A 12,348-nucleotide genomic window follows, 5' to 3' on the forward strand; every position below is an offset into this window, starting at 1 on the left:
ATAAACCTCATTAACTACTTCTTTTTTGATGATTTCTTACCAGCTTCAGAGTTGGACTTCTTATTGGCACTTCTGGGTCTGGATGCACCGTAAGTACCTTTAGAAATCTTACCTCTTCTGGTTTTCTTATCTCCTTTTCCCATAATTATATTTTTTCCCAAAAATAAAATAATCATGGATATGCTCAAGGGAAATGATTATCCTTGAAGCTAATTCACAACATTATGGATCAACCTCTTATCACAAATGATGCCGTAATTTTTGGCATCCTTATGCTAATGCTCGGTGGGGTTTTTTACACTTCTTCACTAGACCACCCATTTTGGAAAAAATTCTACTCATATGTTCCAGCTCTTTTAGTGTGCTACTTCCTCCCCTCACTGCTACAGGCTTTCGGACTTATAGACCCTTCGCAATCTAACCTCTATTTTGTTGCCTCTCGATACCTATTACCAGCGAGTTTAGTGCTATTAACGATCAGCGTTGACCTTAAAGAAATTGCAAAGCTTGGCTCTAAGGCTGTAATCATGTTTGTGACTGGTACAGTGGGCATCATGATCGGAGGTCCACTTACAATTATCATTTTTTCTTATCTAGCGCCTGATTTGGTGGGAGGTGTAGCTCCAAATGAAGTATGGCGAGGCATGACAACCATTGCCGGTTCATGGATCGGTGGAGGAGCCAATCAAGCTTCAATGAAGGAAGTATTTGAGGTAAGTGATGAGTTATTTTCAAAAATGGTCACTGTTGACATCATCGTTGGCAATGCCTGGCTTGGTGTACTTATTGCCGGAGTAGCTGTCACAAAATTGATTGATAGAAAATTAAAAGCTGACTCCTCTGCTATTGAATCGCTAAAAGTAAAAATGGAAAACTATCAGGCGAGCGTAGCTAAAATTCCGAATCTCACAGACCTGATGAAAGTATTAATGGTTGGATTCGCCTGCACAGGGGTTGGCCATTTCTGTTCGGATCTAATCGTTCCTTACTTAGAGCAATTCCCTGCGCTGGAGCAATACAGCCTCACCTCCGGATTTTTCTGGCTCGTAGTAATTGCAACTACTTTAGGCGTAATATTATCTTTTACAAAAGTTAGAAAACTTGAGGGAGTAGGCGCCTCTCGTATAGGGAGAGCCTTTATTTACATTTTGGTAGCAACCATTGGGATGAAAATGGACATTCTGGCCATATTCTCAAATCCGGGATACTTTTTTTTAGGCATTACGTGGATACTGTTCCATGTGCTACTGCTGGCTATCGTAGCTAAGTTGATCAAAGCACCCTATTTCTTCATAGCTGTAGGCAGCACTGCAAATGTGGGTGGTGCCGCTTCTGCACCTGTTATTGCTTCAGAGTTTCATCCATCACTTGCCCCTGTTGGAGTATTGATGGCCGTGCTCGGATATGTTTTAGGAACATATGGTGCTTACTTGTGTGGATTGATGATGCAGATGGTGGCGGGATGAGTGTACAGCATCACATTCCTATATCAATCAAGGCCTCCTACTATACACTCAATAAACTTACTGAGGATACTGAGCGTGTCTGGTTGGTATTTCATGGGTATGGCCAACTTGCTGAATACTTCATTAAGAAATTTGAGGGGCTGGATCCAAAAAAGAATTTCATCATTGCTCCGCAAGGTCTGTCTAAATACTACCTGGATGGCGTCTATGGGAGAGTGGGTGCTTCCTGGATGACCAAAGAAGATCGGCTGACTGAAATTGAAAACCAATACGCGTACATTGATGCGGTACTTAAGCAATTCGATTTTTCGGACAAAGAGCTGATTTACTTCGGCTTCTCACAAGGTACAGCCACCATGGGCAGATACGCTGCTCACGCCAAAATTCCATTCAGCAAAATGATCATCTGGGCAGGTACGTTTCCTCCAGACACGGATCCTCAGGACTGGAGATACTTAACCGGAAAAGAAGGAATTCATTATTATACCAGCAAAGAAGACATCTACTTCAAAGACGAAATGATTCCTAAACAAAATGAAGTAGTAAAAACAGCCTTAGAAAGAGAACCGGAACTTCACTGGTATGATGGGGGTCATCGGGTGATTCCCGAACTCCTGACCAAAATTTAAGCCACTCATCAATTAACTTTTTCAGATATAAAATACCTGAATTAACTTCATTCCCATGAAGAAATTAGCTACTATCCTATTACTCATTCCGATTCTTTCATTAGCACAACACGAGAAAACCATCAAAGAAATCTATGATGAAGCGTTGACCAATGGACGTGTATACGAAGACTTACGTGTACTTTGTAAAGAAATTGGGAATAGACTTTCCGGGTCTCCGGAAGCAGCTGCTGCTGTAGAATACACCAAGCAGCTAATGGAATCATATGGATTTGATACGGTTTATCTGCAACCGGTCATGGTGCCTCACTGGGTGCGTGGCAAGAAAGAAATCGTTCGGGCTATCGATTCCAACAAACATGGAACATTTGAAATGAATGCCTTAGCCCTTGGAAACTCTGTTGGCACTGGATCTGAGGGAGTACTGGCGGAAGTAGTGGAAGTAAGTGGCATTGATGAGGTGAATGAGCTAGGCAAAAAAGTAGAAGGCAAAATCGTGTTCTATAATGGAGCGATGGATCCTACCATCATCAACACCTTTGGTGCGTACGGAGGTGCGGTTATTCAGCGATCTTCGGGTGCTTCAGAAGCAGCAAAGTTTGGTGCAAAAGCCATCATTATTCGTTCAGTCACTAACCGACAGGATGACATTCCACACACGGGATCACTCCGATATAAAGCACTCATCAATCAAATACCTGCGGTGGCTATCAGCACAAACGATGCTGATAAACTCAGCAAGATTTTGAAAGAACAGAAGCTGAAGGTTTACATAGAAACCCATTGTAAGCAGCTACCCGATGTGCTTTCTTATAATGTTATCGGTGAGCTGAGAGGTACTGAGTTCCCTGATGAAATTATCGCGGTGGGAGGACACCTGGACTCCTGGGATGTAGGTGAAGGCGCACATGATGATGGCTCAGGCTGCATGCAAGCCATTGAGGCTGTGAGGCTTATAAAGGCATTAGACATTACTCCGAAACGAACCATTCGAGCAGTCATGTGGATGAATGAAGAAAATGGATTGAGGGGTGGTCGAGAGTATGCACGAGTAGCCAAAGAAAAAGGAGAAAAGCACATTGCTGCTTTGGAGTCGGATTCCGGTGGATTCCAACCATTGGGCTTTTCCACTTCAGGAACTGAGGAACAGCGTGCGAAGATCAAAGCCTGGAGGGGCTACTTCCTTCCCTATCGTGTCTGGGACTTTGATCAAAATGGCGGAGGCGCTGATATAGGACCTCTTCGTTCACAAGGAACATTACTGATTGGTTTAAGACCCAGCACGCAGAAATACTTCATCTACCACCATACCCCAGCTGATGTGTTTGAAGCAGTAGACCAACGTGAGTTGGAACTGGGTGCTGCCAGCATGAGTGCAATGGTGTATTTACTGGACCGAGAGGGTATAAAATAGAGAAGGACGTTAAGCTCACATATAGCTGTGTCCTATATTTGAATGGTCAGTGAACACTACATCGTGTTTATTCTATAGTTAACATCTATTTTATCTATTAAATGAAAAAAATTGAACTAATCGCTGCAGCTATAACCGCCATCGGAATTCTTATGATGCTCTTACTTATGCCTGGAGGATCGATGATACTGGGAATTTCGATGACAGCATTAGCCATTCTTTATTACCCTATCGGATTCTTCTACTTTAATTCAATCCCCATGAGGGAAATATTCAAAAAAGAATCTTATAAAGGAATAACGCTCGTGCGCGGTTTAGGCGCTTTTGGAGGGGGGATGATTTTCTCTATTCTAGCTATTGGCTCACTTTTTAAACTATTGCAACTCCCAGGTTCAGGTCTTATGTTAACTGTTGGTCTAACTGCAGGAGTATTTTATTTAATAATAATTCTAATTAAATATTTCTCTCAGGGTGGAAGTAGATTCCTTAAGAATATGATCGTTCGATCCACCATAGTCATAGCACTGTCCGGAGTTTTAATGGCAACTCCTGGAACAACCCTGGTCAAAGTATTTTTCAGAGATAATCCTGAATACATAAAGGCTTATGAAAAGGCAGCTAAGAACCCAGAAAACAGACAATTGCAACTAAAAGCTGAGGAAGCAAGACAAAAGGATAATGACTAGTTAATATCTAGGGTAAACAAACATTCATGATCCAAGTACACCTATATCATGAAAGTCGTCCTAACACTTTGAGTGGCGTGACGACTAGATTCAGCCCTCGTTGGTGTTAATGCCTCGGTTTCGTGTCCACAAGAAAGAAAGGTAAGTGGTTTGTGAAGACACAACCATGTCGTGGGAACTACGAAAAGGTCTTTTTTACTTCCAGCGACACTAAGGTTAGGCATCAAGTATTGGAAAGTTTAAAACTTTCCAAAAGGTCACTTTAAATGTTGGGATGAAATCGCAACAAGCATCTTTAAATAAAATACTCAAGGAATTGTGATAAATCATGCATCAGTGAACTCACATTCCCTTTATACCATTCATCAAAATGAAGATTTCATGTATGTACTTCTAAAAGAAATTTATTGACCTTTGCTTTCAATTAAAAGTTGTAGAACTACCTCGTTGTTAAAACAATCAACGCTGAATTGGGTCTACATGGTAATCAAGTCCTGCAATGAACAAATCAGTAAAAAGAATTCTATATATCGTTATCGTACTGGTTATTATTGGCCTCATCGCTTACCCTAAGCTCCCCATGAGTACCGACAGTGAGACAGAAAATTCACAGGCTGCTTCACCTCAGAGTCAGGAGCTTACCGTTAATGCCATGGTAGTTGGCACAGAATCCCTGGAAAACAAAGTGAACGTAACGGGTTCGCTCATCGCAGATGAATCTGTTGTTTTGAATTCAGAACTATCTGGCAAAGTAGAGAAGATTTCCTTCAGGGAAGGTGAGAAAGTGAAGAAAGGCGATATCATCGTAACACTCAATGATGATGAGATACTGGCAGAGATCGAGAAGCTTCAGTTTACGAAGAAACTCAATGAAGACAATGAATACCGACAAAAGATCCTCCTTGAAAAGGAGGCAATCAGTCGGGAAGAATATGAAACCGCACTGACCACCCTTAATACGGTGAAATCCGAAATTAAAGTCCTGCAGGCACGACTTTCCAAGCATTACATCAAAGCGCCATTCTCAGGTATCACTGGATTTCGGGATGTTGCTGAAGGCAGCTACCTGAATCCCGGAGCTCGCATCACGGAGTTGTATAAAGTCAACCCGATTAAACTCGAGTTTAAAATTCCTAGTAAATACATCAGCTTAGTAAATAATGGTGATCAATTAACTTTCGAGGTTGATGGATATGAAGAACAGTTTACCGGTAAGATTTATGCTGTGGAGCCTTTGATTGATCCGCAAACCCGAAGCATCAGCATTCGAGCAAAAGCATCAAACGACGAGAATAAATTATATCCCGGTCAGTTTGCACGGGTCAGTCTAACACTCGAGACCATTCCCAATGCCTTGATGATACCTACTGAAGCTGTCATTCCGGAATTGAATGGTAAAAAGACCTTTCTATATAAAAATGGAAAGGTAAGTACGGCGCAAATTACCACCGGCATCCGCACAGAAGACCGTATACAGGTAACGTCTGGTTTAAATGAAGGCGACACAGTAATTACAACAGGTATTTTGCAGGTAAGACCTGAAATGTCAATAAATGTAACGATCAAGTAATATGGCAAGTCTTTCCAATATCAGCATTGATCGTCCGGTTCTGGCAATCGTCATGTCGATTGTCATTATCCTCTTTGGAGTGATCGGCTTCAACTACCTGGGTGTCAGAGAATATCCCAGTGTGGATCCACCTGTAATTACTGTATCCACCAGCTATACAGGTGCAAGTGCTGATGTCATAGAAACGCAAATCACAGAACCACTTGAAGAATCGATCAACGGGATTGACGGCATCAAAACACTTTCTTCCATATCTGCAGATGGTCGCAGCACAATTACTGTTGAATTTAATCTGGAAATAAACCTGGAGACCGCTGCGAATGACGTACGTGATAAGGTTTCCAGAGCTATTCGAAACCTTCCTCCTGATGCTGACCCACCGATTGTGACCAAAGCAGATGCGGATAGTAGCCCAATTATCGCATTGAGAATATACAGCGAGCAAAGAAACTTGCTGGAAATGTCTGAGATTGCGGATAACCTCTTCAAAGAAACATTTCAGACGATTCCCGGGGTTAGTGAGGTACGGATCTGGGGTGAAAAGAAATATTCCATTCGGTTGTGGATGGATCCTGACAAGCTTGCCGCTTATAAACTCACTCCTTTAGACATTCTAAATGCGGTTGGAGATCAAAACATTGAACTACCGTCCGGAAGAATTGAAGGGAGTGCCACTGAATTGACTGTTAGAACATTTGGCCGCCTCTCCTCTCCCGAAGAATTCAACGACCTGATCATTCGAGAATCTGAAAATGACATTGTACGGTTCAGAGACATTGGCCGAGCTGAATTTTATCCCGAAAACGAGCGAACAGCTTTGCGAAACAATGGAATCCCATTGGTATTAAACGCCATAGTACCACAACCGGGATCCAACAACCTTGATATAGCAGAGGAATTTTATAAACGGCTAGAATCACTTAAGAAAAATATCCCGGAGGATATCCAGACAGAGATCGCTTTTGACAATACCGAATACATTAAAGAGTCTATAGCCGAAGTAAAACAAACCATCTTCATTGCCTTCGGCCTAGTGGTCCTAATCATTTTCGCATTCTTACGTGACTGGCGTACCACTTTTATTCCGGTCATAACCGTTCCAATTGCACTGATTGGTTCCTTCTTTGTGATGTACTTGCTGAACTTCAGCATTAATGTTTTGACATTGTTGGGAATCGTGCTTGCCATTGGACTGGTAGTGGATGATGCCATTGTGGTACTCGAAAACATCTACACAAAAATTGAAGATGGGATGGATCCGGAAAAAGCCGGTAAAAAAGGTACAAAAGAGATATTCTTTGCTGTAATCTCAACTACAGTGGCATTAACATCCGTATTCTTTCCGATCATATTTCTTCAGGGACTTACTGGTCGTCTTTTCAGAGAATTTGGAATTACCGTTGCAGTGGCGGTTATCATTTCTTCGTTTGTTGCTCTCACGCTTACCCCAATGCTTTCCAGCAGAATGCTGAAAAAACGAGAAAAAAGGCAGTGGATTTATGAAGTAACCGAGCCCTTCTTCGTATGGCTCAATAAAGGATATAATCAGGCGCTGGATAAATTCATGGGCAATCGCTGGATATCGGGTGTTATCGTCCTTGTTGCTGCCGGATTGATCTATGTATTTAGTCTGGTGCTTCCTACCGAGCTTTCCCCGCTTGAAGACCGTGGACAGTTTCGAATCTTTGCTACCGGACCCGAAGGAGCGACTTTCGATTACATGGATGAGTATGCCACAGAGATGACGAGCATGCTTTTAGAAAGCATCCCCGAAGCTCAATCCATCATATCTATTACCAGTCCGGGATTTTCATCATCAGCGGCTACCAATGCAGCATTTGTCATCGTAAAACTGAAGGACAGTAAGGATAGAGAGCGCTCCCAACATGAGATCGTACAAGCGATTCGTCCTAAAGTGGCTGAAAACACGATGGCACGCGCATTTATTTCAGAACCTGAATCCATAGGTAGAAGCTTTGGAGGACTGCCTGTGAGTTTTGTAATTCAGGCGCGTACGTTGGAGCAGTTAAAAGAAGTACTTCCTGAGTTTTTAGAACAAGCACGATCTAATGATGCATTCAGCTTCATAGACCTCAATCTAAAATTTAATAAGCCGGAACTGGGTGTCCGTATTGATCGGGAGAAGGCACAATCAATGGGTGTTTCGGTAAGGGATGTAGCACAAACCCTTCAGCTTAGTCTGAGTGGAAACCGATTTGGGTATTTCATCATGAATGGAAAGCAGTATTATGTCATCGGTCAGCTGGATCGATATAATCGAAATGAGCCGCTTGACCTAAAATCCATTTATGTGAAATCACGTAATGGAGATCTGGTACAGTTAGACAATTTGGTATCCCTTGAAGAGCGCTCCACCCCTCCTCAGCTATTTCATTACAACCGATTTACCTCTGCCACAGTGAGTGCACAACTAAGCGAAGGCGTATCGTTAGGTGAAGGGCTCGAACAAATGGATGTCATCGCCAATCAAGTATTGGATGACCGTTTTCAAACGGCACTTTCCGGATCGTCTTTGGAATTCCAACAAAGCTCCAGCAACCTTTACTTTGCTTTTGCTTTAGCGCTAATCCTTATTTACCTGGTACTGGCTGCACAATTTGAAAGCTTCAGAGACCCACTCATCATCATGTTTACGGTACCGCTGGCGCTTTTAGGTGCTATGTTCAGCTTGTGGTACTTCAATGAAACACTTAATATTTTCTCTCAAATCGGGATGATCATGCTAATTGGCCTGATTACCAAAAATGGAATTCTGATTGTAGAATTTGCTAATCAGCAGAAAGCTGCCGGGCTGGATATCATGGAATCAATTAAAAAAGCAGCAAAAATGCGTTTCCGACCAATTCTTATGACGAGTCTTTCTACCATTTTAGGTATTCTTCCTATTGCTCTGGCATTGGGTGCAGGATCTGAAAGCAGGGTATCAATGGGAATAGCAGTTATCGGGGGAATGATCATAGCCACCTTCCTGAGTTTGTTTGTGATCCCGGCGATTTATTCATTTCTAACGAGTAAAGAAAAAAGACTGGCAAGGGTATGATAAAGCTTCTTTTAATATTCACACTTTTTCAACCGGGTGACACCATTCTAACTGAAGAGAAAGCGATCGAACTTGCGCTAGAGAATAATTTCGCCATCAGACTGGAGAAGTACAACCTGGAGATTGCTAAAAACAATAATACTGTTGGGAATGCAGGTATGCTACCAACCGTTGGGCTAAACGCCAATGGAAGCAAGACCATTCAGGATACCGAACTTGAATTTGTAAACGGAGATAGTCAAAACCGAGATGGGGCAAAAACAACGGTTTACAATGCAGGAGCTAGTCTGGGTTGGACGTTATTTGATGGTTTCCGCATGTTCGCAACCAAGGATAGGTTAGAAGAGATCAGTCAATTAAACGAAATGGCTTTTAAAAGTCAGGTACAGAATGCCATGTCTGATGTATTGAAAGCATTCTATAATACAGCACTGGAGCAGGAAAGATTGGCTTTGCTGGAGAGCACGCTGAAGCTATCTGAAGAACGGGTAGCGATTAGCAAAGAAAAATACGAAGTTGGTAAAGCAAGTAAACTGGAATATTTACAAGCACAGGTAGACTATAACTCCGATCAATCGGCCCTGGTACGCCAAAAGGAAATCATAGCCATTCAAAAACTGCAGTTACTGCAACTCATTGGCATACAGGAAGGTTATGATTCTTTTGAGTTGTCCTATACGCATGAAAAATCCGAATACCTGACAGATCTTGCTAACATTGAGACCGAAGCAATTCAGCAAAATCCATTTTTGAAGCAGCTCAAAAGTCAGCAAGAAGTAAGTCTGCTAACAATAAAGGAAAACGAAAGTGACAGGCTGCCTACGCTGGACTTTAACCTGGGCTACAATTATTCGAACTTAAGCGCGGAAGCAGGCTTTCTACAAAGTAATGTTTCTAGTGGCCTCACCTATGGTCTTACAGCCACCATGACTCTTTTTGATGGACTGAACAGAACAAGAACCATACAAAACGCAAAGATTCTAAGTGAGCAATCATATACCGCATATGAGCAGGGAGAGGCTCAATTACGCACCGCTGTTAAATCAGGAATACTGACTTTACAAAACGCCCAAACCCTTGCAGCGTTAGAGGAAAAAAACCTGGCCGTAGCTGAAGAAAATGTAACCATTGCTTTGGAACGTTATCGCGTTGGAAAATCAAACCCAATTGAAATCAGGGAAGCACAAAACAATGCGGTGGATGCTCAGATTAGATACATCGAAGCACTCAATACCGCGAAGATTGCAGAGATTGAACTATTGCGATTAACAGGAAATCTCCTTAAAGAATAATTGCTTTTGGCTGAGTCGTTCAATGCCATTCTGCATATATCCTTCAATGGCACATATTCCTCTCTATTTTTACAGCTATAGAGAAGTTGCGTGGATCATCGTAAGATCATACATATCGACATGGATGCATTCTATGCATCGGTAGAGCAGTTGGATAATCCGAAGCTTAAAGGTAAGCCTGTAGCTGTAGGTGGAAACTCTCAGCGAGGAGTTGTAGCAGCAGCCAGCTATGAGGCGCGAAAGTTTGGTGTGAAGTCCGCCATGCCTTCAGCTAAAGCCGCAAAGCAATGCCCTAACCTCATATTCGTAAAGCCTCGATTTCCAAGATATAAGGAGCTTTCAAGTCAAATACGCGAAGTGTTTTTTGAATATACGGATCTGGTAGAGCCACTTTCACTCGACGAAGCATACCTGGATGTTACAGAAAACAAGATTGGTTTAAACTCGGCAACACTCATAGCTAAAGAGATCAAACAGAAAATCCAAGCGCGTACCGGACTCATTGCCTCAGCGGGAATCTCCTACAATAAATTTTTGGCAAAGACTGCATCAGACATGGATAAACCTGATGGACTGTACGTCATCCTCCCGGATGAAGCAGAAGATTTTGTTTCGAAGCTTCCGGTCCATCGCTTTCATGGAATAGGTAAAGTCACCGCAGAAAAGATGGTGAAAGCTGGCATTTTTACCGGCAAAGACCTTAAAAAGAAGTCGCTGGAAGACCTAAAACTACGCTATGGAAAGTCTGGGCAATACTACTACAACATCTGCCGGGCGATTGATCACCGCATGGTACAACCAACCAGAGAAACAAAATCGGTTAGTGCAGAACGCACGTTTGAAGACAATATCTACGAATTGGAAGATGCCATCGAAGAAGTTGATCGCATCGCTCATATTTCGTTTGATCGGTATCAGCGTAGCAAAGCATCTGATGGTCACACCATCACCATCAAACTAAAATACGGTGACTTTAGACAAATCACTCGAAGCAAAACCCTGGAGCAGGCGATAAATAATGAATCAGAATTTGTGGCAATAGCCAGACAGCTGATGACAGAGGACTTACTGGATGAGCACGGTGTTAGATTAATTGGAGTTGGTATTTCTAATTTCAGGAAAGATGAGGAGCCTGAACAACAAAGCCAGCTAACATTGGAATTTTAGTTTCCTATCCCCATTATGATGAAAACTCACACCCATCAATCTCCAAAATCAGCTTTTCTCCATACGCTGATGATGGTGTTTGGAAGCCTGGTTTAAAGTCACCGGAAAATATTTTTTTAGCGATCAGTACAGATGCCTTAGCAGTGAGCGTATAGCCATTGGGTGTTTTCAATCGAGCCTCAATGGATTTTTCTTCATCACTAACTTGTCCCCAGAGATACATATCAGACTCTTTCCGTCGCTTTTCTTTTGGTCCGTCCGGGCGTTTATCCATCTGACGCATTAAAAAATTCCGAATCATGCTGGATCTCAGCATAAAAGAAAGTCGCAGAGCTTTTCTCACTTTGGCCAGCTGCTGTTCGGTGGTGCCGCTAAAAACTTCAATGTTTGGAATACCAGTGCTATGATATGCTGTGGAAATGTCTCCCCAGGATATTCCCATCGATATTTGTTTAAAATCACCGTAATCAACTTCCAGTACAGATTTACCCATTGGTACTCCTTCATAATCTCCATCCCTGCGTCGGGTCTGAGGCTCTCCCAGATTTTCGATCATTGTTTTGGCAGTACCTCTGGACAGCTTTCCTCCTTTGCTTACAAAAGCCAGCTTTAGATCTGTGGCTGTAGGTAGTTTTTTGTGTAAGTGCTTTGCCAAACAATCAGAAGGAACCACATCAAATCCGGCTCCCGGAAGCAACATGAGCCCTTTTTCTTTAGCCTTTTCGCCATATTCTTTGACCAGGTCAAATACTTGAAACTCTCCGGTAATATCCAGGTAATGTGTATTGGTCGATAAACATCCATGGACCATATTCTTTGCCGTATGTACAAACGGCCCTCCACAATGAATGACTACCTCGCCCCTACTTAACCACTTTTCGAGCTTGTCACGCTCAGAAACTTCAAACACATCATACTCTAACCCCATTTTATTTGCATAGGTCATGGCTTTCTCAGGATTTCTTCCAGCAATGATTGGTTTAATGTCGTGTTTCAGGCATTCTTCCACAATCAATCGGCCGGTATAGCCATATGCACCATAAATAAGGAGGTTATTCATTGT

The 12,348-nt window shown here is 42.4% G+C and carries 10 protein-coding genes; 8 read left to right on the forward strand and 2 right to left on the reverse strand.

Annotated features, from left to right (window positions below; translation table 11 throughout):
- Positions 1–14: 14 nt before the first annotated feature.
- Positions 15–143 carry a 30S ribosomal protein THX gene (locus ACQK2H_RS14970; protein WP_425392184.1) on the reverse strand — a complete coding sequence of 43 codons (129 nt, stop codon included), beginning with the start codon at positions 141–143 and terminating at the stop codon, positions 15–17.
- An 81-nt stretch (positions 144–224) separates the two neighbouring features.
- Between ACQK2H_RS14970 and ACQK2H_RS14975 the strand changes: the two genes are divergently transcribed.
- The 8 genes from ACQK2H_RS14975 to dinB all read left to right on the forward strand — a co-directional run bounded on the left by ACQK2H_RS14975 (position 225) and on the right by dinB (position 11,285).
- A complete protein-coding gene (locus ACQK2H_RS14975) occupies positions 225–1,466 on the forward strand; it encodes a DUF819 domain-containing protein (RefSeq protein WP_425392185.1) in 1,242 nt (413 codons plus the stop codon).
- Entirely contained in the window at positions 1,433–2,095 is a 663-nt protein-coding gene (locus ACQK2H_RS14980; protein WP_425392186.1) for an alpha/beta hydrolase, read from the forward strand. Before ACQK2H_RS14975 ends, ACQK2H_RS14980 begins: the two co-directional genes overlap by 34 nt.
- Positions 2,096–2,150: 55 nt before the next feature.
- Positions 2,151–3,509 (forward strand): M20/M25/M40 family metallo-hydrolase, encoded by a 1,359-nt coding sequence (locus tag ACQK2H_RS14985; RefSeq protein WP_425392187.1) that lies wholly within the window; start codon positions 2,151–2,153, stop codon positions 3,507–3,509.
- 101 nt (positions 3,510–3,610) lie between these two features.
- Entirely contained in the window at positions 3,611–4,195 is a 585-nt protein-coding gene (locus ACQK2H_RS14990; protein ID WP_425392188.1) for a hypothetical protein, read from the forward strand.
- 499 nt (positions 4,196–4,694) lie between these two features.
- Positions 4,695–5,765 carry an efflux RND transporter periplasmic adaptor subunit gene (locus ACQK2H_RS14995; protein ID WP_425392189.1) on the forward strand — a complete coding sequence of 357 codons (1,071 nt, stop codon included), beginning with the start codon at positions 4,695–4,697 and terminating at the stop codon, positions 5,763–5,765.
- 1 nt (position 5,766) lies between these two features.
- Positions 5,767–8,826 (forward strand): efflux RND transporter permease subunit, encoded by a 3,060-nt coding sequence (locus ACQK2H_RS15000; RefSeq protein ID WP_425392190.1) that lies wholly within the window; start codon positions 5,767–5,769, stop codon positions 8,824–8,826.
- Positions 8,823–10,118, forward strand: a complete 1,296-nt coding sequence (locus ACQK2H_RS15005; protein ID WP_425392191.1) for a TolC family protein — start codon at positions 8,823–8,825, stop codon at positions 10,116–10,118. The genes ACQK2H_RS15000 and ACQK2H_RS15005 overlap by 4 nt, the downstream gene beginning before the upstream one ends.
- A 120-nt stretch (positions 10,119–10,238) precedes the next feature.
- The gene (gene dinB, locus ACQK2H_RS15010) at positions 10,239–11,285 is read left to right on the forward strand and encodes a DNA polymerase IV (protein WP_425392192.1); all 1,047 of its coding nucleotides are present in this window, start codon (positions 10,239–10,241) and stop codon (positions 11,283–11,285) included.
- A 13-nt stretch (positions 11,286–11,298) separates the two neighbouring features.
- Here the strand turns inward: dinB and ACQK2H_RS15015 are convergent, their stop codons facing one another.
- On the reverse strand, positions 11,299–12,345 hold the full coding sequence (locus tag ACQK2H_RS15015) for a saccharopine dehydrogenase family protein (RefSeq protein WP_425392193.1): 1,047 nt from the start codon (positions 12,343–12,345) through the stop codon (positions 11,299–11,301).
- Positions 12,346–12,348: the final 3 nt, after the last annotated feature.

Origin of the sequence: Ekhidna sp. (genome assembly GCF_965228795.1) — a bacterium.
Lineage (GTDB): Bacteria > Bacteroidota > Bacteroidia > Cytophagales > Cyclobacteriaceae > Ekhidna.